This is a genomic window from Tepidimonas sp. HKU77, assembly GCF_049728535.1.
Taxonomy (GTDB): Bacteria; Pseudomonadota; Gammaproteobacteria; order Burkholderiales; family Burkholderiaceae_C; genus Tepidimonas.
The window spans coordinates 1,826,826-1,850,431 of record NZ_CP187300.1; the positions used below are offsets into that span (position 1 = coordinate 1,826,826).

Here is a 23,606-nt window from a genome sequence, read left to right on the forward strand (position 1 = left end):
GATTATGCGCCAGCCGCGGCGGCCTTGGGTAGCGCGTCGAGCGCGGTGCGGATGTCGCGTACGAACGCCGCCGCCACGGCGGGGGCGCGCTCGCGCGGTTCGTTGTCGAGCAACTGGATGAGCCGGGTGCCGATGACGACGGCGTCGGCGCTGCGCGCCACGGCCTGGGCGCTGGCCGCATCCCGGATGCCAAACCCCACGCCGACGGGCACTTTTACATGGGCGCGGATGCGCGGCAGCATCGCCTCCACCGACGCCGTATCCAGGTGCGCCGCGCCGGTGACGCCCTTGAGCGAGACGTAGTAGACATACCCGCTGGCCAGCTGGCCCACGAGCGCGATGCGCTCGTCGGTGCTGGTGGGGGCCAGCAGAAAGATCAGATCCAGCCCGTGCGCGCGCAGCGTGGCTGCGAAGGCTTCGCATTCCTCGGGGGGGTAGTCCACCACCAGCACGCCATCGACGCCAACTTCAGCGGCGGCGCGCGCGAAGCTGCCCGCGCCGTGGCGATGTTCCCACGCTTCGATGGGGTTGGCGTAGCCCATGAGCACCACCGGTGTCGCCGTGTCGCGGGCGCGGAAGTCGCGCACCATCTGCAGCACCTGCGCCAGGCCGATGCCCGCGGCCAGTGCGCGCTCGCCGGCACGCTGGATCACCGGGCCGTCGGCCATCGGGTCAGAAAACGGCACGCCCAGCTCGATCACGTCGGCGCCGGCGGCCACCATGGCGTGCAGCAGGTCCACCGTGACGTCGGGCTGCGGAAAGCCCGCGGTGACGAAGGGGATGAGCGCGCGGCGACCGCTCGCGCGCAGGCGCTCGAACGTGGCGGCCAAGCGGGGGGCACTCATTGCACGGCTCCTGGGGTCAGGTGGATCGGCGCGGCGGTCTTGACGCTTTGGCCGCGGCAGCTGGGGCGGCAATAGAAGTCGGCGCCGGACAGGTCGGCCACGGTACCGATGTCCTTGTCGCCCCGGCCCGAGAGGTTGACCAGCAGGCTTTGATCGGGCCGCAGCGTCGGCGCGAGCTTCATGGCATAGGCGATCGCGTGGCTGGACTCCAGCGCGGGGATGATGCCCTCGGTGCGGCACAGGCGATGGAAGGCCTCCAGCGCCTCGGCATCGGTCACGCCCACGTACTCGGCGCGGCCGCTGTCCTTGAGCCAGGCGTGCTCGGGCCCGACGCCGGGGTAGTCCAGCCCGGCGCTGATGCTGTGCGTCTCGGTGACCTGGCCGTCGTCGTTTTGCAGCACGTAGGTGCGGTTGCCGTGCAGTACGCCAGGCACGCCGCGCTGCAGCGACGCGGCGTGGCGTCCGCTGTCGAGCCCATTGCCCGCGGCTTCCACGCCGATCAGGCGCACCCCTGCGTGGGGAATGTAGGGGTAGAAAATGCCCATCGCGTTGCTGCCGCCGCCCACGCAGGCGATCACGGCATCCGGCAGGCCCGGCGCGCCATTGCCCGGCAGGCCCAGCTCGGCCAGCCGCTCGGGCATTTGCTGCAGGCACTCTTGGCCGATGACGCTCTGAAAGTCGCGCACCATCATCGGGTAGGGGTGGGGGCCGGCCACGGTGCCGATGATGTAGAAGGTGTTCTCGACATTCGTCACCCAGTCGCGCAGCGCTTCGTTGAGCGCGTCCTTGAGCGTCTGGCTGCCCGACTCGACGGGCACGACGGTGGCGCCCAGCAGCTTCATGCGATAGACGTTGGGGCTTTGGCGCTTGACATCCTCGGCCCCCATGTAGACCACGCACTCCAGCCCGTAGCGCGCACAGATGGTGGCGGTGGCCACGCCGTGCTGGCCGGCGCCGGTCTCGGCGATGATGCGCGGCTTGCCCATGCGGCGCGCGAGCATGGCTTGGCCGATGACGTTGTTGATCTTGTGCGCGCCGGTGTGGTTGAGGTCTTCGCGCTTGAGCAGGATTTGCGCGCCGCCCAGCTCGCGGCTCAGGCGTGCGGCGTGGTAGACGGGCGAGGGGCGGCCGACGAAGTGTTTGAGCTCCGAGTGGAACTCGCGCTGGAAGTCCGGGTCGTGGCGCCAGTGTTCGTAGGCGGCGCGCAACTCAGCGATGGCGTGGGTCAGCGTTTCGCTGACGAAGCTACCGCCGTAGGGCCCGAAATGGCCGCGGGCGTCGGGAAAGGCGTAAGCGTGGGCAGACATGGGGAGCATCCGATGGAGGGTGACGGCCAGCGTGCCAGGCACGGCGGGGCGCGTCAGGAGGCGGGGGAATCGGCCAGGATCGCGTCGGCGCGGCGCACCGCGGCGATGAACGCCTCGACCCGGGCCGGGTCTTTGATGCCCTTGGCGGCTTCGACGCCAGAGGAGACGTCAACACCCCAAGGGCGTACGAGAAGCACGCCATCGGTCACATTTGCGGGTGTGAGTCCACCAGACAAAACGACCCGATGGGCGGCGTGGAGTCGAGGGTCTGACCACGGAAGGGCTGTCCAGTCGAAAGCGTGTCCGCCTCCGCCGTAGCCGGGCACGTGGGCATCGACCAGCACGGCCTGCGCGGCGGAATAACGATCGGCGTATTCTAGGAGATCGAAGCCCGCGGCGCCAGCACCCACTGGCACGCGCGCGGCGCGCAGCCACGGGCGTGCGCCCGCCAGTGCCGCGCATTGCTCGGGGGACTCGTCGCCATGGAATTGCAGCAGCGCGCTCGGCACGGCGTCCAACGCGGCGCGCACCTCATCGGCGCTGGCGTTGACGAACAGCAGCACGGGCGTGACGAAGGGGGGCAGTCTGCGCGCCAGCTCGCCCGCGCGTCGGGCACTCACGCAGCGGGGACTGCCGGGGTAGAGCACGAAGCCGACGGCATCGGCACCGGCAGCCGCGGCATGCTCGACATCGGCCTCGCGCGTGAGGCCACAGATTTTGATGCGGGTGCGTCGCATGGGATGACTGGGGAAGGAGGATCGATGTCGAGGCGCACGATGAGCAACGCCAGCTACAGCGGCAGCCAGTCGAACGCGGCCGTCCGTTCGGGCAGGCCGAGCGCCTCATCGTAGCGCGGCCCCAAAAAGTACAGGCCATCGGGCGCGAAGGTGGGTGCGGCGATGTCGCGCCGCCGGGCGTCACGCACGGCGGCCATCCACTCGGGCGGGCGCAGGCCATGGCCGATGGCGATCAGGCAGCCCATGATGTTGCGGATCATGTGGTGCAAAAAGGCGTCGGCCTCGAAGTCGAAGCGCCAGTAGGGCCCGCGGCGGCGGATGTCGAGTCGCTGCACATGCTTGATGGGCGAGCGCGCCTGACACTGCGCGGCGCGAAAGGCGCTGAAATCGTGCTGACCGATGAGGTGTTGCGCCGCCGCCTGCATGGGTGCCAGTGCCAGCGGGCGAAAGACCCAACCGACGCGCCCGGCCTCGACGCTGGGCCGCACGGGCGACTCCAGCAGTACGTAGGCGTAGCGGCGCGCGCGGGCGCTGTTGCGGGCGTGAAAGGTCGCGGGCACCGCGCGCGCCCACTGCACCGCGATGTCTGGCGGCAAAAACCGGTTGGTGCCGCGCACCCAGGCTGCCATGGGGCGCTGCACCGGCGCATCGAAGTGCACCACCTGGTTGAGGCCGTGCACACCGGCGTCGGTGCGGCCCGCGCACAGCGTGGTGATCGCGGGCACGTCGGCAAACGCGCACAACGCGCGCTCGAGCTGGTCTTGCACCGTTTGGCCGCTGGGCTGGCTCTGCCAGCCCTGGTAGGCGGTGCCCAGGTAGCTCACACCCAACGCCACGCGCATCGATGCACCCGTCGCCATCGCAGCCGCTCAGGCTGGGTTTCAGGCCAACTGGGCGAGGAAGGCGCGCGCGCGCTCCTGTAGCTTGCCGGTCGCTTCGGCCACCACCTCCTCGGCCAGCGTGCGCGCGCCGTCGATGTCGCCGATGGCTTCGAACTCTCGCGCCAGCGACAGTTTGGTCTCCAGCGGGTCGGCCTCGGCCAAGTCTTCGGCGACTTCCAGGCTGGACAGGTCGTCGATGGGGACGTCGCCCTCGGCCGTCTCGCTGGCCTCGGCCGGGGCGGGTGCACCCTCGGCAGTGGCCGGGGAATCGTCGCCCGGCAGATCGAGCGACAACTCGGCCAGCTCGGGCGGCAGACTGGGCGCATCGGCCGCCGCCGCAGCGGGGTCGTCCGCGCGTGCGGTGCCATCGGCGGGGGGCAGATCCCAGTCGAAGTCGAGGCCCTCGTCCGCCGGGGTGGGCGCGGCGGCGGGTGCTGGGGCCTGCGCGGCGTCGAGGGCCGTCGTTAGGTCGAGGTCGAAGTCGAGATCGGCCGCTTCGGCCGCGGGGGGGGCAGGCGTGTCTGCCGCCATGGACGGCGCGCTGGCGGCCACGGCGGAGAGGTCGAGCTCGGGCAGATTGCTGGCGCCAGCTACGCTGCCAGCGGCCATGGCCGCAGCGGCTGCGCCCGCCATCCCACCCGCCTGACCCGTCGCTGGGCGGTACAGCGGGTTGTCGGGGTCGAGGGTCTGGCCGAGCTCGCAGGCTCGTGCCCATTCCGGCCCCTGGCCTTGGGTGAGGGCGTGCAGCTCGCGTGCCGCGGCTTCGAAGCGGGCCGCGTCGGGCCGCTGGGCGTAGATTTCCAGCAGCTTGAGTCGCACGGGCAGGCGGTCCGGGTGCAGGCGCAACGCCTCCAGCAGGATCTCCTCGGCCTGTTGTTCACGACCGTAGGCCAGATAGACGTCTGCCTCGGCCACCGGATCCACGTCGCCACCGGCATCGAGCTGGCTGGGCGAATACATCATCGACGATGCCGGCGCCGGTTCGTCGGTGTCCACGGTCTGGCCAACGGCGTCGATGTCGGGTTCCTTCGCCGCTGCTGGCTCGGCATTGCGCCGGCGTTGCCGCAGACGCCACCACGCGAGCACCGCCAGCAGCACCGCCACTCCCCCGGCGGCAGGGATGACGAGCGGATGGCCAAGCAGCGCCGTCAGCGCCGACGGTTCGGGGGCCGGCGCGGGTGCCGGTGGAGGTGCGGGCGGGGCCGCGGGTGCCGCCGGCTCCGGGACAGGGGCAGGAGCCGCTGCCGGCTCGGCGGGTGCGCTGGGTGCGGCAGCCGCGGGGGGGGTGGCCGCCACCTCCAGGCCAGGCGCAGCCGCCACAGGCGCCGCGGCAGGCGGGGCCGCGGGTGCCGCTTCGGGCGCTGGTGTCGGTGCGGCGGCCGCTTGCCGCAGTTGCTCTAGTTCCTGCAGGTTGCGGTTGAGTTCGGCGACGCGTTGCTCGCTTTCGTTGCGCTGGCGCTCCTGGGCGATGCGCGCCTCGGCGGGGGCGGTGGCACCGGGCTTGCTCAGCGTGAGGCGATCCTGTGCGCTGGCTTGGGGTTTGTCTTCGGCCACGGCGGCCTGCACGCCGCCGGTGGCGGTGCGGGTGGCCGCGGGCGCCTCCTGTGCAGGTGCGGCCTGGGCCAGTCGGCGCCGGTATTCGTTGAAGTCGCGCGTTTGCGCGGCCACGATGCGGCGAGCCTCCTGCGCATCGACCGGAGCGGCGCTGGCGCCCTCGGGTAGGTCGATGACAGCCCCTGCGCGCAGCAAGTGGACGTTGCCGCGGATGAAGGCGTTGGGGTTGGCGCGCAGCAGCGCGACCAGCATCTGCTCCAACGTGACGTCGGCGGGCTTGTGTGCGGCGGCGATGCGGCCGGCGGTGTCGCCGGGCCGCACGGTGATGCGCTGCGTCCGCTCGCCAGGGGCACCCGCCACGGCCGCGCGGGGGGAGGGGACGGCTGCCGGCACCGGCTGCGCGGGCCGCACGTCGGTCACCAGCGGGGCAGGCGGGCTGGCGGGAACGGCGGGCACTGCTGGGGGGGCGCTGACGGCGGGCGCCACCGGCGCCACAGGGCGCAAGTTCGGCGGGTCGAACAACAGCGTATAGCCGCGCAGCAGCTCACCGCCCGCCCAGCGGGCTTGCACCACCACGTCCAGGAACGGCTCGGCCACCGGGCGGTTGCTGCGCAAGACGATCACGGCGCGCCCGTCGGGGCGGCGCTCCAGCGTCAGCGACACGTCCTGCAGCAGGGGGTTGAAGTCCAGATTGGCCGCGCGAAAACGCTCGGGCGGTGCCAGCCCGATTTGCAGGCTGGCCGCCTCGGCGTCGGTGAGCCCTGGCACGTCGATCTCGGCACGCAGGGGCTCACCCAGCAGCGATTGCACCGACACCCGCCCCAATGCCAGCGCCCAGGCGTTGCCAGCCAAGGCGCAAGACAACGCCGCCGCGATGGCCACGCCACGCCATGGCCGCACTCCCCCGCGGTGGGGGCGGTCGATGGCGCCGTCGGGCGCGGGCGGCAGCGAGCGCAGAGGCGGGCGGAGGTTCGGCACAGAGGTCCTTTTTTCAGGCATCGGGTCGATGACGTCGAAACACCATAGCATCAATGCGTTACCGCGACAAGCTCACGTGTTGCCGAGCACGCCGCCGGATGCCATCTATCGCGTGACGGCCCGCCGCGCGTTGCAGCGGTACAACGCTGCGCGGCCAGCGCCGGCACGTTTGGTGCTTCAGACCCGACTATACCGCCGTCAGACCGCGAATGCGCGCCTCACGCGCGCAGCAGGATGCGCAGCATGCGGCGCAGCGGCTCGGCCGCGCCCCACAGCAGTTGGTCGCCGATCACGAAGGCCGAGACGTACTCGGGGCCCATGTTGAGCTTGCGCACCCGGCCCACGCCCACCTGCAGCGTGCCCGTGATGGACGCGGGGGTGAGCTCGCGCACGGTGATGGCGCGCTCGTTGGGCACCCACTTGACCCACGGGTTACCGCTGCGGATGATGGTCTCGAGTTCATCCAGCGGCACGTCGAGCTTGAGCTTGAGGGTCAGCGCCAGGCTGTGACAGCGCATGGCCCCGATGCGCACGCACAGGCCGTCGACGGGGATCGTCTGCGTGGTGCCCAAGATCTTGTTGACTTCGGCCTGGCCTTTCCATTCTTCCTTCGACTGGCCGTTGGGCAGTTGCACGTCGATCCAGGGAATGAGGCTGCCTGCCAGCGGCGCGCCAAAGTATTCGGTTGGCACGTCCTCGCGGATGGCTTTCGCCACCTTGCGGTCGATGTCCAGAATGGCCGACGCCGGGTTGGCCAGATCGTCGGCCACCGCGGCATGGATGACGCCCATGCCTTGCAGCAGCTCGCGCATGTTGTTGGCGCCGGCGCCGCTGGCGGCCTGATAGGTCATGGAGCTGACCCACTCGACCAGGTCTTCGCGGAACAGGCCGTTGAGGCCCATGAGCAGGATCGAGTTGGTGCAGTTACCGCCGATCCAGTTCTTGCCGCCATTGGCCAGCGCGCGGCGGATCACATGGTCGTTGACCGGGTCGAGCACGATGACGGCGTCGGGCTCCATGCGCAGCGCGCTGGCCGCGTCGATCCAGTGCCCCTGCCAGCCGGCGGCGCGCAGGCGCGGAAAGACGTCCTTGGTGTAGTCGCCGCCCTGGCAGGTGAGGATGATGTCGCAGCGCGACAGCGCCTCGATGTCGTGCGCATCTTGCAGCGTGCGGTGGGCCTTGGCCTGCGCGGGGGCGGCACCGCCCGCGTTGGAAGTGGAGAAGAAAACCGGCTCGATGAGGTCGAAGTCGCCCTCGGCGACCATGCGGTCCATCAAGACCGAGCCGACCATGCCGCGCCAGCCGACGAGGCCGACCCGATTGCCAACAGTGCTCATTGCGTGTGCCTTTTGGGGGATGAAGGAGAAAAACCGGTCTATGTCAGCAGCGCGCGCACCACCGCGTCGCCCATCTCGGCGGTGCCCACGCGTGTGGTGCCGGCGCTGTGGATGTCGGGCGTGCGCAGGCCGTCGGCCAGCACGCGCTGCACCGCAGCCTCGATGCGCGTGGCGGCTTCGGGCTGCCCGAGCGAGTAGCGCAGCATCATCGCTGCCGACAAGATGGTGGCCAGCGGGTTGGCGATGCCTTTGCCCGCGATGTCGGGGGCGCTGCCATGGCTGGGTTCGTACAGACCGCGGCCGTGTTCGTTCAGGCTGGCCGAGGGCAGCATGCCGATCGAGCCGGTCAGCATGGCCGCCTCGTCCGACAGGATGTCGCCGAACATGTTGCCCGTGACGATGACGTCGAACGCCTTGGGCGCCTTGACGAGCTGCATGGCGGCATTGTCCACGTACAGGTGTTCCAGCGTCACGTCGGGGTAGTCGTGGTGCACGTCGGTGACGACTTCCTTCCAGAACTGGAAGGTTTCCAGCACGTTGGCCTTGTCCACGCTGGTCACCTTGCCGCCGCGGCCGCCGTGGCGCCGGCGCGCCGCTTCGAACGCCACGCGCGCGATGCGCTCGATCTCGGGACGGCTGTAGCGCATGGTGTCGAAGGCCTCGTCGGCGCCCGCAAACGGGCCGTCCGGCGCCGTGCGCCGCCCGCGCGGCTGACCGAAGTAAATGTCGCCCGTGAGTTCGCGCACGATCAGGATGTCGAGCCCCGCGACCAGTTCGGGCTTGAGGCTGGAGGCGTGCGTGAGCTCGGGGTAGCAGATGGCCGGCCGCAGGTTGGCAAACAGCCCCAGGTGCTTGCGCAAGCCCAGGATGGCTTGTTCGGGGCGCAACGGCCGCGGCAGATCGTCGTATTTCCAGTCGCCCACGGCGCCAAACAGCACGGCGTCGGCCTGCTGTGCTAGGCGCAGCGTGGCCTCGGGCAGCGGGTGGCCACTCTCGGCATAGGCGGCACCGCCCACGGGGGCGGTTTCCATCTCCAGCGGCAGCGCCAGCGCGCGCAGGACCTTGACCGCTTCGGCGATGATCTCGGGGCCGATGCCGTCACCGGGCAAAATGGCAATCTTCATGGGGCAAACCGATCAACGAAAGGAGTGGGGCCAGGCAGCGGCTCAGCCCGCAAAGGTGCGTGCCAACCAAGGGTAGCGCGCCAGGCGCTCGGCCTCGAAGGCGCGGATCTTGTCCGCGTGGCGCAGCGTCAGGCCGATATCGTCGAGTCCGTTGAGCAGGCAGTACTTGCGAAACGGCTGCACCTCGAACGCGATTTCGCTGCCGTCGGGTTTGACCACCACCTGGCGTTCGAGATCGATCGTGAGCTCATAGCCGGGGAAGGCGTACACCTCATGAAAGAGCGTATCGACCACCGGCTCCGGCAGCACGATCGGCAGCAGCCCGTTTTTGAAGCAGTTGTTGAAAAAGATGTCGGCAAAGCTCGGGGCGATCAGCGCGCGAAACCCGTACTGCTGGATGGCCCACGGCGCGTGCTCGCGGCTAGAGCCGCAGCCGAAGTTCTTGCGCGCCAGCAAAATCGAGGCGCCCTGGTAGCGCGGCTGGTTGAGCACGAAGTCGGGGTTGGGCCGCCGCTGGCTCTCGGGTACGCCGGGCTGTCCGGGCTGGTCCAGGTAACGCCACTCGTCGAACAGGTTGGGGCCAAAGCCGGTGCGTCGGATCGACTTCAGGAATTGTTTGGGGATGATGGCGTCGGTGTCGACGTTTTCGCGGTCGATCGGGGCGACGATCCCCCGGTGCACGGTGAAGCGTTCCATTTATTTCTTGGCCGCGTCCTGCAGGACTTGGCCTCCTTTCTGGATGTCCTTGCCCAAGCCAGCCACGGTGTTGCAGCCCGCCAGCAGCAGGCCGAGTGCAGCGAGGGTGCAGCAAAGAACGCGGTTCATGGCAGTCTCCGTGAACGACGACATGACAACGTCAGGCAAAGGACCGTATATCGACGAAATGGCCGTGGATGGCCGCGGCGGCGGCCATTGCCGGGCTGACCAGATGCGTGCGCCCGCCGGCACCCTGGCGGCCTTCGAAGTTGCGGTTGCTGGTGCTGGCGCAGCGCTCACCGGGTTCGAGCCGGTCGGCGTTCATCGCCAGACACATCGAGCAGCCGGGCTCGCGCCACTCGAAGCCAGCAGCCCGAAAGATTTCGTGGAGCCCTTCGCGCTCGGCTTGCTCTTTGACGAGGCCCGAGCCCGGCACCACCATGGCGAGCTTGACATTGCGCGCCACGCGCTGGCCCAGCTTGCGCACCACGGCGGCGGCTTCGCGGATGTCTTCGATGCGGCTGTTGGTGCACGAGCCGATGAATACTTTGTCGACCGTGATGTCGGTCAGCGGTTTGCCGGGCTGCAGCCCCATGTACTGGAGGGCGCGCTCCATGGCGGCGCGCTTGACCGGGTCTTTTTCTTTGTCCGGGTCGGGCACGCGCTCGGTGACGGGCAGCACCATCTCGGGTGACGTGCCCCAGGTAACCTGCGGCAGGATCTGGCTGGCGTCGAGTTCGACCACCGCGTCCCAGTGTGCATCCGGGTCGGAGTGCAGCGTGCGCCAGTAGGCCACGGCCTGGTCCCACTCCACACCCGTCGGTGCCATGGGCCGGCCGCGCACGTATTCGATGGTCTTGTCGTCCACCGCCACCAGCCCGGCGCGCGCACCGGCCTCGATGGCCATGTTGCACACGGTCATGCGACCTTCCATCGAGAGCGCGCGGATGGCGCTGCCGGCGAACTCGATGGTGTAGCCGGTGCCGCCGGCCGTGCCAATGCGGCCGATGATGGCCAGCACGATGTCCTTGGCGGTGCAGCCGCGCGGCAGCTCGCCCTCCACGCGGATGAGCATGTTTTTGGCCTTCTTGGCCAGCAGCGTTTGCGTGGCCAACACGTGTTCGACTTCGGACGTGCCGATCCCATGCGCCAGCGCACCGAAAGCGCCATGCGTGCTGGTGTGGCTGTCGCCGCAAACCACCGTCATGCCTGGCAACGTGGCGCCGTTTTCCGGGCCGATGACGTGCACGATGCCCTGGCGCTTGCTCAGGAACGGAAAGTACGCCGCCGCGCCGAACTCCCGGATATTGGCGTCGAGCGTGACGATTTGCTCGCGGCTGATCGGGTCCGTGATGCCGTCGTAGCCGCGCTCCCATCCCGTGGTGGGGGTGTTGTGGTCGGCGGTGGCGACGATGGACGACACCCGCCACGGCTTGCGACCCGCCACGCGCAGGCCCTCGAAGGCCTGCGGGCTGGTCACCTCGTGCACCAGGTGGCGGTCGATGTAGAGGATGGCGGTGCCATCCTCCTCGGTGTGGACGACGTGTTCGTCCCAGATCTTATCGTAGAGCGTGCGACCCATATCAGCGTTGGTCGATGGGCTTGACGTCGCGCTTGGGCGAGCCAGTAAAGAGTTGTCGCGGACGCCCAATCTTATACTCCGGATCGGAAATCATCTCGTTGAGCTGGGCGATCCAGCCCACGGTGCGCGCCAGCGCGAAGATACCGGTGAACAGATTGACCGGGATGCCGATGGCGCGCTGCACGATGCCCGAGTAGAAGTCGACGTTGGGGTACAGCTTGCGCTGCACGAAGTAGTCGTCCTCCAGCGCGATTCGCTCCAGCGTCTTGGCCAGTTTGAACAGCGGGTCGTTCTCCAGCCCCAGCTCGCCCAGCACCTCGTTGCAGGTTTCCTGCATCAGCTTGGCGCGCGGGTCGTAGTTCTTGTAGACGCGGTGGCCAAAGCCCATCAGGCGCACGCCCGAGTTCTTGTCCTTGACCTTGGCGATGAATTCGCCGATCTTGTCCACGCCGCCCATGGCCTGGATTTCTTCCAGCATATTCAGGCACGCCTCGTTGGCGCCCCCGTGCGCGGGGCCCCACAGGCAGGCCACGCCGGCGGCGATGGCCGCAAACGGGTTGGTGCCCGAGCTGCCACACAGGCGCACGGTCGAGGTCGAGGCGTTTTGCTCGTGGTCCGCGTGCAGGATGAAGATGCGATCCATCGCGCGCTCGAGCACGGGGCTGACGCGGTACTCCTCGCACGGGGTGCCAAACATCATGCGCAGGAAGTTGCCGGCGTAGCTCAGATCGTTGCGCGGGTAGATGAAGGGCTGGCCGATGCCGTATTTGTAGGCCATGGCCACCAGCGTGGGCATCTTGGCGATCAGACGGATGGCCGCGATTTCCCGGTGCTCGGGGTTGTTGATGTCGGTGCTGTCGTGGTAGAAGGCCGACATCGCGCCCACCAAGCCGGTGAGCACCGCCATCGGGTGCGCATCGCGCCGGAAGCCGCGCAAGAAGAACTGCATCTGCTCGTGCACCATGGTGTGCAGCGTGACGCGGCGCGTGAAGTCGGCTTTCTGCGCGGTATTGGGCAGCTCGCCGTACAGCAGCAGGTAGCAGGTTTCCAGATAGTCACACTGGGTGGCCAGCTGCTCGATCGGGTAGCCGCGGTAGAGCAGTTCACCCTTGTCGCCGTCGATGTAGGTGATGGCCGACTGGCACGACGCCGTGGACAGGAACCCCGGGTCGTAGGTGAACATCCCCGTCTGGGCGTAAAGCTTGCGAATGTCGATCACATCCGGGCCGATGGTGCCGGAGTAGATCGGCAACTCGACGCTGGGCGCGCCATTGGAGAACGACAGCGTGGCTTTATGGGCTTGGAGTTTCATACGCGGGGGTCCTTGGGGGTCTAGGGGGCGAAAGACGCCGGAGGCGGCGCGTCGGCGCGCGGCGGCGTGCGCAGCAGCGCCAGCACCTCGATGACTTCCGGACAGGCCAGCGCGCCGTCGGGCTCGCGGCGGCGCAGCAGCAGGTCGAGCAGGTCGTTATCACTCAAGTCCATCAACGCTTGCAGCCCGCGCGCCTGGCGTGCCGTGAGCGTGGCACCATGGCGCGCGAAGAAGCGCTCGATGAACAAATCGTTTTCGAGCAGCCCACGGCGGCAGCGCCAGCGCAGCTTGCCGAGCTGGTGTTCGTCGAGCCGGTCGCCGTCGTCCATGGTCACGGTGGGGCAGGACAGGGCAGCGGGCCGTCAGACGGCGCGACGCACCATCAATTCCTTGATCTTGCCGATGGCCTTGGTCGGGTTGAGTCCCTTGGGGCAGACATCGACGCAGTTCATGATGGTGTGGCAGCGGAACAGCCGGTACGGGTCTTCCAGGTTGTCCAGCCGCTCGGCGGTGGCATGGTCGCGGCTGTCCGCGATGAAGCGGTACGCTTGCAGCAAGCCAGCCGGGCCAACAAACTTGTCCGGGTTCCACCAAAAGCTGGGGCACGAGGTGCTGCAGCTCGCGCACAGGATGCACTCGTACAGGCCGTTGAGTTCCTCACGCTCCTCGGGCGACTGCAGGCGCTCCTTTTCGGGCGGTTGCGTCTCGTTGATCAGGTACGGCTTGATCGAGTGGTACTGCTTGAAAAACAGCGTCATGTCCACGATCAGGTCGCGCACCACGGGCAACCCGGGCAGCGGCTTGAGCACGATGGTGTCGGGCAGCGTGCGCAGGTTGGTCAGGCACGCCAGCCCGTTCTTGCCGTTGATGTTCATCGCGTCCGAGCCGCAGACGCCCTCGCGGCACGAGCGGCGAAACGACAGCGTCGGGTCGAGCTCCTTGAGCTTGATCAGCGCGTCGAGCAGCATGCGCTCGGTGGTCAGCTCGACCTCGAGCGTCTGCATGTAGGGCTTGGCGTCTTTGTCCGGGTCGTAGCGGTAGATCTTGAAGGTGCGTTTGGCCATGGTGGGATCCTCCGGGCAAAGCGGCGTCAGAACGTGCGGACCTTGGGCGGGATGGACTCGACCGTCAACGGCTTGAGGTTGACCGGCTTGTAGGTCAGGCTGTTGGTCTCGCTCCACCACAGGGTGTGCTTCATCCACTCTTTGTCATTGCGGCCCAGCGGGCATTCGGGGTCATCGGGGCCGCGCTCGTAGTCCTTGACCGTGTGCGCGCCGCGGCATTCTTTGCGCGCGGCGGCCGAGGTCATGGTGGCTTGCGCGGCCTCGATCAGGTTTTCCACCTCCAGCGCTTCGATGCGCGCGGTGTTGAATACCTTGGACTTGTCCTTGAGCCCGATGGCAGCGACACGTTCGCGCAGCGCGTTGATCTTGCGCACGCCTTCGTCCATGCTGGCTTGGGTACGGAAGACGCCCGCGTGCTGCTGCATGGTCTGGCGGATGTCGTTGGCCACGGACTGTGCGTACTCGCCGTCGGTGCGCGATTCCAGGCGGCTCAGGCGCTCCAGCGTGCGGTCGGCGGCATCCTTGGGCAGCGGCTTGTGCTCGCGCCCACGGTCCAGATGGCTGACGATATGGTTGCCCGCCGCGCGGCCAAAGACCAGCAGGTCCAGCAGCGAGTTGGTGCCCAGACGGTTGGCGCCGTGCACCGACACGCACGAGCACTCACCCACCGCGTACAGACCGTTGACGACCTTTTGGCCACCGTTGCCGTCCGGTACCACGACCTGACCGTTGATGTTGGTCGGGATGCCACCCATCTGGTAGTGGATGGTGGGCACGACGGGGATCGGCTCCTTCGTGATGTCAACATTGGCGAAGTTGATGCCGATTTCGTACACCGACGGCAGGCGCTTGTGGATGGTCTCCGGGCCCAGGTGGTCGAGCTTGAGCAGGATGTAGTCCTTGTTTGGCCCGCAGCCGCGTCCTTCCTTGATCTCTTGGTCCATGCAGCGGCTGACGAAGTCGCGCGGCGCCAGGTCTTTGAGCGTGGGGGCGTAGCGTTCCATGAAGCGCTCGCCGTTGCTGTTGAGCAGGATGGCGCCTTCACCGCGGCAGCCCTCGGTCAGCAGCACACCGGCGCCGGCCACGCCGGTCGGGTGGAACTGCCAGAATTCCATGTCCTGCAACGGGATGCCGGCGCGCGCGGCCATGCCCAGGCCGTCGCCGGTGTTGATGAAGGCGTTGGTGCTGGCCGCATAGATGCGCCCGGCGCCGCCCGTGGCCAGCAGCGTGGCCTTGGCTTCCAGGATGTAGACGTCGCCCGTCTCCATCTCCAGCGCGGTCACGCCGATGACGTCGCCGTCGGCGTCACGGATCAAGTCGAGCGCCATCCATTCGACGAAGAACGTGGTGCGCGCGGCGACGTTTTGCTGGTACAGCGTGTGCAGCATGGCGTGGCCGGTGCGGTCGGCCGCGGCACAGGCGCGCTGCACGGGCTTTTCGCCATAGTTGGCGGTGTGGCCGCCGAACGGGCGCTGGTAGATGGTGCCGTCGGGGTTGCGGTCGAACGGCATGCCCATGTGCTCGAGCTCGTACACCACCTTGGGCGCTTCGCGGCACATGAACTCGATCGCGTCCTGGTCACCGAGCCAGTCCGAGCCCTTGACCGTGTCGTAGAAGTGGTAGTGCCAGTTGTCTTCGGACATGTTGCCCAGCGAGGCACCGATGCCGCCTTGCGCGGCCACGGTGTGCGAGCGGGTCGGGAACACCTTGGACAGCACGGCGACGTTGAGGCCGGCGCGCGCCAGTTGCAGCGAAGCGCGCATGCCGGAGCCACCAGCGCCGACGATGATGACGTCGAAGCGCCGACGGGGAAGGTTTGCGGTCAGGGTCATGGCTTACAGCCTCCAGAGCACTTGAAACGCCCAGCCCGTGCAACCGACCAGCCAGACGAGGGTCAACCCATGCAGGGCCAGACGCAGGCCCACGGGTTTGATGTAGTCCATCCAGATGTCGCGCACGCCAATCCAGGCGTGCCAGGCCAGGGCCACCACCACCGAGAAGGTGAGGAATTTCATCCACGGCGCGGCGAAGATGCCCGCCCATGCCTCGTAACCGATGGGGCCGGGGGTGAAGATGACTTGCGCCAGCAGGATGACCGTAAAGAGCGCCATCAGCACCGCCGTAGCGCGCTGCACGAGCCAATCGCGCAGGCCGTAGTGGGCGCCGGTGACGACGCGCTTGGAGCCGTAGTTGACTGCCATTGTGATTACTCCGTCGAAAACGATCAGTACAGGCCGAACAGCTTGGCGCCGAGGATGGCCGTCAGGCCCAGGCTGAGCACCAGCGTGACGATGGCCGAGGAGCGGCCGTAGGCTTTGTCCACCTTGTGGGTGGCGTCCATGATGAGGTGGCGTACACCGGCGCAGAAGTGGTGCAGGTAGGCCCAGATCAGGGCCAGCGCGACCAGCTTGACGAACCAGCCGGGCACGAAGCCGATCCCCGCCGCGAAGGCGGCCGTGAACGTGCCGTACGACAGCTCGGACGACAGCGAGGTGTCCATCATCCAGACCACGAACGGCAGCAGCAGGAACATCAGCGCGCCGCTGACGCGGTGCAGGATCGACACCCAGCCCGCGGCCGGGAGTCGGTAGGTCGTGAGGTCCTTGAAGGCGTTGATGTTGCGGAACTCGGGCCGTGCAGTGCGCAGGGGCGTCATGGGGGGGTTCTCCTGGGAGTCTTGGGGTTCCACCGTCGCCGCCGTGATGGCCGTGGGCGGGCGGCGAGTGCTCGATGATGGATCCGATCACTGACGAGGAACTGTCACATTCTATTGCAATGCAGCATCGATCAGGGTCTTTGGGGTTGGGGGTTGCTCAGCTGAGCTCGTTGCGGTAGTGGTGTCGGTCGGTTCGGTACAGGCCTCGGCGCAGCTCCATCGGCACGCCGTTGTAGGTGTAGGCCAGCCGCTCCACGCTCAGCAGCGGGGTGCCAGGCGCGACCTGCAAGCGCTCGGCCGCGGTGTCGCTGGCGGCGACGGCTTTGATGCGTTCTTCGGCGCGCACCATGCGCACGCCGAATTGGGTCTCGAACAAGGCGTACATGGGGCCGGCGTGGGCGACCAGGGTCTCCAGGGTCAGGCCACGGAAAGCGGTGCCCGGCAGCCACAGATCCTCGAGGATGGTGGGGGTGCCCTGAAACGACAGCACGCGGCTGACTTGGACGACGGGGTCGCCGCTGCGTAGCTGCAACGCCGCCGCTACCTCGGCGTTGGCGCGCACGCGGCGGCAGCCGAGTATGTCGCGCGTGGCGGGGCCAACGCTCTCGACCGTGCCCTCATCGGGGTGCAAGCGCAAAAAGCGGTACTGGATGTGCTGCTCAGCATGGGTGGCCACGAACGTGCCCTTGCCCTGGCGGCGCAGCAGCAGGTTGTCTGCCGCCAGCTCGTCGATCGCCTTGCGCACCGTGCCTTGGCTGACCTTGAAGCGCGTGGCGAGCTCGACCTCGCTGGGGATGAGGTCACCCGGTTTCCATTCGCCGGCTTGCAGGCTCTGCAGGATCAGCGCCTTGATTTGCTGGTAGAGCGGGCTGAACGCCGGCGTGGGTGATGTGGCCAGTGGTGCAGCAGCGGACGCACCCTCCGCAGGGGCGGGTGGCGCCATGGGCTTGACGGTCTGACCATCGGGTTTCATGGATGCAATCATATCTTATATAAGACATAAGACAAATTGACGCTGCGGGTTTACCAGAGTACACTCGGGCCTATTCCTCGTCACTTCCCCCTATGGAGAACCCCATGAGCAAAAAGCCCGTCCGCGTCGCCGTCACCGGTGCTGCCGGCCAAATCGGTTACGCCCTGCTGTTTCGCATCGCCTCTGGCGAGATGCTTGGCAAGGACCAGCCGGTCATCCTGCAGCTGCTGGAGATCCCGGACGAGAAGGCCCAAAAGGCCCTCAAAGGCGTGATGATGGAGCTGGAGGACTGCGCGTTCCCGCTGCTGGCCGGCATGGAGGCGCACAGCGATGCGCGCACCGCGTTCAAGGACACCGACTACGCGCTGCTGGTGGGCGCGCGTCCGCGCGGCCCCGGCATGGAGCGCAAGGACCTGCTGTCGGCCAACGCGCAAATCTTCACCGCCCAGGGGCGCGCGCTCAACGAGTCGGCCAGCCGCAACGTCAAGGTGCTGGTGGTGGGCAACCCGGCCAACACCAACGCCTACATCGCTATGAAGTCGGCCCCCGATCTGCCGGCCAAGAACTTCACCGCCATGCTGCGCCTGGACCACAACCGGGCGCTGTCGCAGATCGCAGCCAAGACCGGCAAACCGGTCTCCAGCATCGAAAAGCTGTGCGTCTGGGGCAACCACTCGCCCACCATGTACGCTGACTACCGCTTCGCCACCATCGAGGGGCAGTCGGTCAAGGACATGATCAACGATGAGGATTGGAACCGCAACGTGTTCCTGCCCACTGTTGGCAAGCGCGGCGCGGCCATCATCGAGGCGCGCGGCCTGTCGTCGGCCGCGTCGGCGGCCAACGCCGCCATCGACCACATGCGCGACTGGGCGCTGGGCACCAACGGCAAGTGGGTGACCATGGGCATCCCGTCGCAGGGCTGGTATGGCATCCCGAAGGAGGTCATGTTCGGCTTCCCCGTCACCTGCGCCAACGGTGAATACACCGTCGTCGAGGGCCTGCCCATCGACGAGTTCAGCCAGCAGTGCCTGAACAAGACCCTGGCCGAGCTGGAGGAAGAGCGCCAGGGTGTCGCGCACCTGATCTGACCCCTCCACTGCATGCGCAGCCGCCCCATGACCCACGCCCGAGCCACGAAAGCACCGCACCCGCGCGACGTGCTGCTGGGGGCGCAGGCGGGGGCGGTGGCGTTGCCCGTGTGCGATCACTACGCCGGGGTCGAGGCGCGCATGCGCAAGAGCCTGGCGCTGCAGGCGCAGTGGGCTGCCGAGCGCGGCGCGTGCCCGTTCGACGTGACGCTGGATTGCGAGGACGGCGCGCCGGTGGGCGGCGAAGCCGAGCACGCGGCGCTGGTGGTGGCGCTGGTGCAGGGGTTGGACTGGTCGGCCCCGGTGCGGCCGCGCGTCGGCGTGCGGGTGCACCCGGTGGATCATCCGGCCTTCGAGGCAGACGTGGCGACCATCGTCGGTGCCGTGGGGGATCGGCTCACGCACGTGATGTGCCCCAAGGTCGAGTCGGTGGCCGACGTCCAGCGCGCCGCGGCCGCGCTGGACGCTGCGGGCGCGCCCGCGCTGGCGCTGCACGTGCTCATCGAGTCGCCCGCGGCCGTGCATCGGGCGTTCGACATCGCGGCACACCCGCGCGTCGTGTCGCTGAGCTTCGGGTTGATGGACTTCGTCTCGGCGCATGGCGGGGCCATCCCAGCCGAGGCGATGGCGCTGCCCGGGCAGTTCGAGCACCCGCTGGTGCGGCGGGCCAAGCTCGAGATCGCCAGCGCCGCGCATGCGCACGGCAAGGTGCCGTCGCACTGCGTGGTGACCGAGTTTCGCGACCGCGACGCGGTGCGCGAGGCGGCGCGGCGCGCGGCGCGCGAGTTCGGCTACACCCGCATGTGGAGCATCCACCCCGACCAGATCGAGCCCATCGTGCAGGCCTTCCAGCCCAGCGAGCAAGCGGTCGCCACCGCGGCCGAGATCATCGAGCAGGCGGCGGCGGCCGACTGGGCGCCGATATCGCATCAAGGGCATTTGCACGACCGCGCGTCTTTCCGTTACTTTTGGCAGGTGCTCGAGCGCGCCCACGCCACCGGCGTGCCGCTGCCCGAGTCGGTGCGCGGCTACTTTTCTTGACACCTTTTCTTCGGAGCACTCACCATGTTGCAAGCCTACCGTGACCATGTGGCCGAGCGCGCGGCGCTGGGCATCCCGCCGCTGCCGCTCAACGCGCAGCAGACCGCCGACCTGATCGAGCTCATCAAAAACCCGCCCGCCGGGGAAGACCCGCAGTTCCTGGTCGACCTGTTGACGCACCGCGTGCCGCCCGGGGTGGACGACGCGGCCAAGGTCAAGGCCAGTTTCCTCGCTGCCGTCGCCCACGGCGACATTTCGGTGGACCTGATCAGCAAAGCCAAGGCCACCGAGCTGCTGGGCACGATGGTGGGGGGCTACAACGTCAAGCCGCTCATCGACCTGCTCGACGATGCCGAGGTGGCGCCCATCGCCGCCGAGGGCCTGAAGAAAACCCTGCTCATGTTCGACGCCTTCCACGACGTGGTGGAGAAGGTGCAGGCGGGCAACCCCCATGCCAAAGCCGTGATGCAGAGCTGGGCCGATGCCGAGTGGTTCTTGTCGCGCCCCGAAGTGCCGCACAAGATCACGGTGACCGCGTTCAAGGTGCCGGGTGAGACCAATACCGACGACCTGTCGCCCGCGCCCGACGCCTGGAGCCGCCCGGACATTCCGCTGCACGCGTTGGCCATGCTCAAGAACAAGCGGCCCGATGCGCCGTTCGAGCCCGACGAGGACGGCAAGCGTGGGCCCATCAGCGTCATCGAGCGCCTCAAGCAAAAAGGCCATCTGGTGGCCTACGTGGGGGACGTGGTCGGCACGGGCTCGAGTCGCAAGTCGGCCACCAACAGCGTCATCTGGCACACGGGCTTCGACATCCCGTTCGTGCCCAACAAGCGCTATGGCGGCATCACCCTGGGCGGCAAGATCGCGCCGATCTTCTTCAACACGCAAGAAGACTCCGGCTCGCTGCCGATCGAGGTCGACGTCAGCGGCATCGACTTCGGTGACGTCATCGACATCTACCCCTACGAGGGCAAGATCGAGAAAAACGGCACCGTCATCGCCACCTTCCAGCTCAAGAGCGAGGTGCTGCTCGATGAGGTGCGCGCCGGCGGGCGCATCAACCTCATCATCGGCCGCGGGCTGACGGCCAAGGCGCGGGAGTTCTTGGGCCTGCCCGCCTCGACCGTGTTTCGCCTGCCCAAGGCGCCGCAAGACAGCGGCAAGGGCTATACGCTCGCGCAAAAGATGGTCGGCCGTGCCTGCGGGCTGCCCGAGGGCAAGGGCATCCGCCCGGGTACCTACTGCGAGCCGCGCATGACCACCGTCGGAAGCCAAGATACCACTGGCCCGATGACGCGCGACGAGCTCAAGGACCTGGCGTGCCTGGGTTTCTCGGCCGATCTGGTGATGCAGTCGTTCTGCCACACCGCGGCTTACCCGAAGCCGGTGGACGTCAAGATGCACCGCGAGCTGCCCGCCTTCATCAGCAGCCGCGGCGGCGTCAGCCTGCGCCCGGGTGACGGCGTCATCCACTCGTGGCTCAACCGCATGCTGCTGCCCGATACCGTGGGCACGGGCGGCGACTCGCACACGCGCTTCCCCATCGGCATCAGCTTCCCCGCCGGCTCGGGCCTGGTGGCGTTTGCCGCGGCCACCGGCGTCATGCCGCTGGACATGCCCGAGTCGGTGCTGGTGCGCTTCAAGGGCCAGATGCAGCCGGGCATCACGCTGCGTGATTTGGTGCACGCCATTCCCTATTACGCCATCAAGCAAGGGCTGCTGACGGTCGAGAAGAAGGGCAAGAAAAATATCTTCTCCGGCCGCATCCTCGAGATCGAAGGCCTGCCGCATCTGAAAGTGGAGCAGGCGTTCGAGCTGTCGGACGCGTCGGCCGAACGTTCGGCGGCGGGCTGCACGATCAAGCTCGACAAGGAACCCATCATCGAGTACCTGAAGTCGAACATCGTGTTGCTCAAGAACATGATCGCCGACGGCTACCAGGACGCGCGCACGCTGGCACGCCGCATCAAGGCCATGGAGGCGTGGCTGGCCAACCCGCAGCTGCTCGAAGCCGACCCCGACGCCGAGTACGCCGCGGTCATCGAGATCGACCTCAACGAGATCAAGGAGCCCATCCTGTGCTGCCCGAACGACCCGGACGACGCGCGGCCGCTGTCCGAAGTGGCGGGCACCAAGATCGACGAGGCGTTCATCGGCTCGTGCATGACCAACATCGGGCACTTCCGCGCCGCAGCCCAGCTGCTGCACGGTCAGCGCGACATCCCCGTGCGGCTGTGGGTGGCACCGCCGACCAAGATGGACCAAAACGAGCTCATCAAGGAAGGCTACTACGCCACGTTCGGCACCGCGGGCGCGCGCACCGAAATACCGGGCTGCAGCCTGTGTATGGGCAACCAGGCGCAGGTGCGCGAGGGCGCGACCGTCGTGTCGACCAGCACGCGCAACTTCCCCAACCGGCTGGGGCGCAACACCAACGTCTTCCTGGCCTCGGCCGAGCTGGCGGCGATCGCCTCGCGTCTGGGGCGCCTGCCCACGGTCGAGGAGTACCATGCCGAGATGGGCATCATCAACCAGAAGGCGAGCGAGGTCTACCGCTACATGAACTTCGACCAGATCGAAGAGTACGCCGAGACGGCCAAGACGGTCGAGGTGTGACCGGCGCGGAGCCGATCGCGCGGGCGGCCCCGGATGGGGCGGTTTTTGCTTGCTTTTCATCGTGTCGACCCCCAACCCTATTGCACTGATCGATTTCACGGCACCGACCGAGGGTGCTTTCCGTGAGCGCCTGGCTTTCGTCGAACCGATCGAGGTGCTGCGTGCCGATACGCTGGATGCGGTGTTGTCGGTGCTGCAGCAGGTGGAGGTCGAAGCCAAGCGCGGACGCTGGTCTGTGGGTTTCGTCGCTTATGAGGCAGCAACCGCATTCGATCCCGCCTTGCTGACGTACCCGCCCGACGGTGAGCTGGCCTGGTTCGCCGTCTTCGATCAAGCGCGGCCATGGCCAAGGCTGCCAACTGGCACCTACGCGCCTTTGTCTTGGAGAGCCGGTCTCGACCGACGCGACTTCGAGCGGGCGATCGACCAGATTCACCGAGCCGTCGCCGATGGTGAGGTCTATCAGATCAACTTCACGGCACCATTGTCAAGCCCCTTTTCGGGCGACCCCCTGGCGCTGTTTGAGGCGTTGCTGCGTGCACAGCCTGGTGGGTACGCGGCCTATATCGACACAGGATCGCAGCAAGTGCTTTCGGTCTCTCCGGAGCTGTTTTTCGATTGGCGCGATGGGTTGTTGTTGTCGCGACCGATGAAAGGGACTGCAGCGCGCTCACCGGACCCGGCCGATGATGCGAGCCGCGCCAACCACTTACGCACGAGCGATAAAGAGCGCGCTGAAAATGTCATGATCGTGGATCTGGTCCGCAACGATCTGTCACGCGTGGCCGAGCCACACAGCGTGCAGGTGCCCCGATTGTTTCATGTCGAGGCCCTGCCGACGGTATGGCAGATGACGTCGGATGTGGTTGCCCTTACTCGCCCGCACGTCGGACTGCCCGATATTTTTCGAGCGCTCTTTCCATGCGGATCGGTCACAGGCGCGCCCAAACGGCGCGCGATGCATTGGATCGCTCAGCTCGAGACAGGTCCACGCGGCGTGTATTGCGGTGCGGTAGGGGTGGTGCGGCCTGGCGGCTCGGCCACGTTCAATGTGCCTATTCGCACGGTGCGTGTACGCTCGGACGCGGCCCGCTGCGGTATTGGCAGCGGTATCACGGCTGATGCAACTGCCGCTGGCGAATGGGCGGAATGGCGCAGCAAACAAGCTTTCCTGCTGCGGGCCGAATCACCGTTCGAACTGTTAGAGACGATGCGGCTGGAGAACGGCTACCTATGGCACGTCAGCGAGCACTTGGCGCGCATGGCCAACGCTGCCCAGCGTTTTGGATTTGCTTGGCAGCCGCAGATGGCTCAGCAGGTGTTGCGTCATTTGATTGACGAACATCCCACCGGCCGGTGGCGGGTGAGGTTGCTGGCTGGCGCGGATGGCGCTTGCCGGGCCGAGGCTTTCGAGCTTGCCGAAATGTCACTACCCGCCCGGGTACGGCTCGCTGAGCAACCTTTCGAGGCGGCCGGAAGCGAATTCGTACGCTTCAAGACCACTCGGCGAGGCCACTACGACGCGTTTGCGCCGGACGACCCCGATGTTTTCGACACCTTACTGTGGAACGAGGCGGGCGAGTTGACCGAGTTTACCCGCGGTAACGTGGCCGTAAGAATAAACGGTCAGTGGGTGACCCCACCGACCTCCTGCGGCCTGCTCAGCGGTGTTGGGCGTGCGGTGGCGTTGCGTGAGGGGAAGGTCGTCGAACGCGTGGTCCAACGCAGCGAGCTGGCGCATGCCCAAGGGCTGGCTTTCATCAACGACCTGCGGGGCTGGCTGCCGGTCGAGCTCATTCCATGAGCCTC

General features: G+C 67.5%; 21 protein-coding genes. 4 read left to right on the forward strand and 17 right to left on the reverse strand.

What is annotated here, in order from left to right:
* Positions 1-2: 2 nt before the first annotated feature.
* The 17 genes from trpA to ACPP3B_RS08870 all read right to left on the reverse strand — a co-directional run bounded on the left by trpA (position 3) and on the right by ACPP3B_RS08870 (position 17,016).
* Entirely contained in the window at positions 3-845 is an 843-nt protein-coding gene (gene trpA, locus ACPP3B_RS08790) for a tryptophan synthase subunit alpha (RefSeq protein WP_424858744.1), read from the reverse strand.
* Positions 842-2,152: a tryptophan synthase subunit beta gene (trpB, locus tag ACPP3B_RS08795; protein ID WP_424858745.1), complete on the reverse strand. Its 1,311-nt coding sequence runs from the start codon at positions 2,150-2,152 to the stop codon at positions 842-844. The genes trpA and trpB overlap by 4 nt, the downstream gene beginning before the upstream one ends.
* 53 nt (positions 2,153-2,205) lie before the next feature.
* On the reverse strand, positions 2,206-2,958 hold the full coding sequence (locus ACPP3B_RS08800; RefSeq protein ID WP_424860171.1) for a phosphoribosylanthranilate isomerase: 753 nt from the start codon (positions 2,956-2,958) through the stop codon (positions 2,206-2,208).
* Positions 2,943-3,731: a tRNA pseudouridine(38-40) synthase TruA gene (truA, locus tag ACPP3B_RS08805; RefSeq protein WP_299018848.1), complete on the reverse strand. Its 789-nt coding sequence runs from the start codon at positions 3,729-3,731 to the stop codon at positions 2,943-2,945. Before truA ends, ACPP3B_RS08800 begins: the two co-directional genes overlap by 16 nt.
* A 39-nt stretch (positions 3,732-3,770) precedes the next feature.
* Entirely contained in the window at positions 3,771-6,302 is a 2,532-nt protein-coding gene (locus ACPP3B_RS08810; RefSeq protein WP_424858746.1) for a FimV/HubP family polar landmark protein, read from the reverse strand.
* A gap of 218 nt (positions 6,303-6,520) precedes the next feature.
* Positions 6,521-7,639 carry an aspartate-semialdehyde dehydrogenase gene (asd, locus tag ACPP3B_RS08815; RefSeq protein ID WP_299018844.1) on the reverse strand — a complete coding sequence of 373 codons (1,119 nt, stop codon included), beginning with the start codon at positions 7,637-7,639 and terminating at the stop codon, positions 6,521-6,523.
* A gap of 38 nt (positions 7,640-7,677) precedes the next feature.
* On the reverse strand, positions 7,678-8,763 hold the full coding sequence (gene leuB, locus ACPP3B_RS08820; RefSeq protein WP_424858747.1) for a 3-isopropylmalate dehydrogenase: 1,086 nt from the start codon (positions 8,761-8,763) through the stop codon (positions 7,678-7,680).
* A gap of 42 nt (positions 8,764-8,805) precedes the next feature.
* Positions 8,806-9,459 carry a 3-isopropylmalate dehydratase small subunit gene (gene leuD, locus ACPP3B_RS08825; RefSeq protein WP_299018842.1) on the reverse strand — a complete coding sequence of 218 codons (654 nt, stop codon included), beginning with the start codon at positions 9,457-9,459 and terminating at the stop codon, positions 8,806-8,808.
* Complete coding sequence (locus ACPP3B_RS08830) at positions 9,460-9,588, reverse strand: entericidin A/B family lipoprotein (protein ID WP_299018841.1); 129 nt, start codon at positions 9,586-9,588, stop codon at positions 9,460-9,462.
* Positions 9,589-9,619: 31 nt separating this feature from the next.
* The gene (leuC, locus tag ACPP3B_RS08835; RefSeq protein ID WP_299018840.1) at positions 9,620-11,041 is read right to left on the reverse strand and encodes a 3-isopropylmalate dehydratase large subunit; all 1,422 of its coding nucleotides are present in this window, start codon (positions 11,039-11,041) and stop codon (positions 9,620-9,622) included.
* 1 nt (position 11,042) lies between these two features.
* Positions 11,043-12,353 (reverse strand): citrate synthase, encoded by a 1,311-nt coding sequence (gltA, locus tag ACPP3B_RS08840; protein WP_424858748.1) that lies wholly within the window; start codon positions 12,351-12,353, stop codon positions 11,043-11,045.
* Between the two features lie 20 nt (positions 12,354-12,373).
* Positions 12,374-12,682, reverse strand: a complete 309-nt coding sequence (locus ACPP3B_RS08845; RefSeq protein WP_299018847.1) for a succinate dehydrogenase assembly factor 2 — start codon at positions 12,680-12,682, stop codon at positions 12,374-12,376.
* Positions 12,683-12,715: 33 nt separating this feature from the next.
* Entirely contained in the window at positions 12,716-13,417 is a 702-nt protein-coding gene (locus tag ACPP3B_RS08850; protein ID WP_424858749.1) for a succinate dehydrogenase iron-sulfur subunit, read from the reverse strand.
* Positions 13,418-13,443: 26 nt separating this feature from the next.
* Positions 13,444-15,249, reverse strand: coding sequence for a succinate dehydrogenase flavoprotein subunit (sdhA, locus tag ACPP3B_RS08855; protein ID WP_299018834.1), 1,806 nt, complete (start codon positions 15,247-15,249; stop codon positions 13,444-13,446).
* A gap of 3 nt (positions 15,250-15,252) precedes the next feature.
* Positions 15,253-15,618, reverse strand: a complete 366-nt coding sequence (gene sdhD, locus ACPP3B_RS08860) for a succinate dehydrogenase, hydrophobic membrane anchor protein (protein ID WP_314227338.1) — start codon at positions 15,616-15,618, stop codon at positions 15,253-15,255.
* A gap of 23 nt (positions 15,619-15,641) precedes the next feature.
* Positions 15,642-16,073, reverse strand: coding sequence for a succinate dehydrogenase, cytochrome b556 subunit (gene sdhC, locus ACPP3B_RS08865; protein ID WP_299020911.1), 432 nt, complete (start codon positions 16,071-16,073; stop codon positions 15,642-15,644).
* Between the two features lie 157 nt (positions 16,074-16,230).
* A complete protein-coding gene (locus ACPP3B_RS08870; protein WP_424860172.1) occupies positions 16,231-17,016 on the reverse strand; it encodes a GntR family transcriptional regulator in 786 nt (261 codons plus the stop codon).
* Between the two features lie 134 nt (positions 17,017-17,150).
* Here ACPP3B_RS08870 and ACPP3B_RS08875 point away from each other — a divergent pair, with 134 nt between their 5' ends.
* From ACPP3B_RS08875 to pabB, 4 genes are read left to right on the forward strand one after another with little or no spacing between them, the layout of a single operon-like run.
* A complete protein-coding gene (locus ACPP3B_RS08875; protein WP_299020905.1) occupies positions 17,151-18,137 on the forward strand; it encodes a malate dehydrogenase in 987 nt (328 codons plus the stop codon).
* 27 nt (positions 18,138-18,164) lie between these two features.
* Entirely contained in the window at positions 18,165-19,178 is a 1,014-nt protein-coding gene (locus ACPP3B_RS08880) for an HpcH/HpaI aldolase/citrate lyase family protein (protein ID WP_424858750.1), read from the forward strand.
* A 24-nt stretch (positions 19,179-19,202) separates the two neighbouring features.
* Entirely contained in the window at positions 19,203-21,797 is a 2,595-nt protein-coding gene (acnB, locus tag ACPP3B_RS08885; RefSeq protein WP_424858751.1) for a bifunctional aconitate hydratase 2/2-methylisocitrate dehydratase, read from the forward strand.
* 49 nt (positions 21,798-21,846) lie between these two features.
* Positions 21,847-23,601 carry an aminodeoxychorismate synthase component I gene (pabB, locus tag ACPP3B_RS08890; protein ID WP_424858752.1) on the forward strand — a complete coding sequence of 585 codons (1,755 nt, stop codon included), beginning with the start codon at positions 21,847-21,849 and terminating at the stop codon, positions 23,599-23,601.
* Positions 23,602-23,606: the final 5 nt, after the last annotated feature.

What these genes read in the sequence shown, in the direction of transcription:
- leuD (WP_299018842.1), bottom strand. Translation starts at nt 9,459, where the DNA reads ATGGAACGCTTCACCGTGCACCGGGGGATCGTCGCCCCGATCGACCGC.
- ACPP3B_RS08880 (WP_424858750.1), top strand. Translation starts at nt 18,165, where the DNA reads ATGACCCACGCCCGAGCCACGAAAGCACCGCACCCGCGCGACGTGCTG.
- asd (WP_299018844.1), bottom strand. Translation starts at nt 7,639, where the DNA reads ATGAGCACTGTTGGCAATCGGGTCGGCCTCGTCGGCTGGCGCGGCATG.
- sdhD (WP_314227338.1), bottom strand. Translation starts at nt 15,618, where the DNA reads ATGGCAGTCAACTACGGCTCCAAGCGCGTCGTCACCGGCGCCCACTAC.
- gltA (WP_424858748.1), bottom strand. Translation starts at nt 12,353, where the DNA reads ATGAAACTCCAAGCCCATAAAGCCACGCTGTCGTTCTCCAATGGCGCG.
- ACPP3B_RS08870 (WP_424860172.1), bottom strand. Translation starts at nt 17,016, where the DNA reads ATGGCGCCACCCGCCCCTGCGGAGGGTGCGTCCGCTGCTGCACCACTG.
- ACPP3B_RS08830 (WP_299018841.1), bottom strand. Translation starts at nt 9,588, where the DNA reads ATGAACCGCGTTCTTTGCTGCACCCTCGCTGCACTCGGCCTGCTGCTG.
- sdhA (WP_299018834.1), bottom strand. Translation starts at nt 15,249, where the DNA reads ATGACCCTGACCGCAAACCTTCCCCGTCGGCGCTTCGACGTCATCATC.
- leuB (WP_424858747.1), bottom strand. Translation starts at nt 8,763, where the DNA reads ATGAAGATTGCCATTTTGCCCGGTGACGGCATCGGCCCCGAGATCATC.
- ACPP3B_RS08875 (WP_299020905.1), top strand. Translation starts at nt 17,151, where the DNA reads ATGAGCAAAAAGCCCGTCCGCGTCGCCGTCACCGGTGCTGCCGGCCAA.
- truA (WP_299018848.1), bottom strand. Translation starts at nt 3,731, where the DNA reads ATGCGCGTGGCGTTGGGTGTGAGCTACCTGGGCACCGCCTACCAGGGC.
- trpB (WP_424858745.1), bottom strand. Translation starts at nt 2,152, where the DNA reads ATGTCTGCCCACGCTTACGCCTTTCCCGACGCCCGCGGCCATTTCGGG.
- sdhC (WP_299020911.1), bottom strand. Translation starts at nt 16,073, where the DNA reads ATGACGCCCCTGCGCACTGCACGGCCCGAGTTCCGCAACATCAACGCC.
- ACPP3B_RS08850 (WP_424858749.1), bottom strand. Translation starts at nt 13,417, where the DNA reads ATGGCCAAACGCACCTTCAAGATCTACCGCTACGACCCGGACAAAGAC.
- acnB (WP_424858751.1), top strand. Translation starts at nt 19,203, where the DNA reads ATGTTGCAAGCCTACCGTGACCATGTGGCCGAGCGCGCGGCGCTGGGC.
- trpA (WP_424858744.1), bottom strand. Translation starts at nt 845, where the DNA reads ATGAGTGCCCCCCGCTTGGCCGCCACGTTCGAGCGCCTGCGCGCGAGC.
- leuC (WP_299018840.1), bottom strand. Translation starts at nt 11,041, where the DNA reads ATGGGTCGCACGCTCTACGATAAGATCTGGGACGAACACGTCGTCCAC.
- ACPP3B_RS08845 (WP_299018847.1), bottom strand. Translation starts at nt 12,682, where the DNA reads ATGGACGACGGCGACCGGCTCGACGAACACCAGCTCGGCAAGCTGCGC.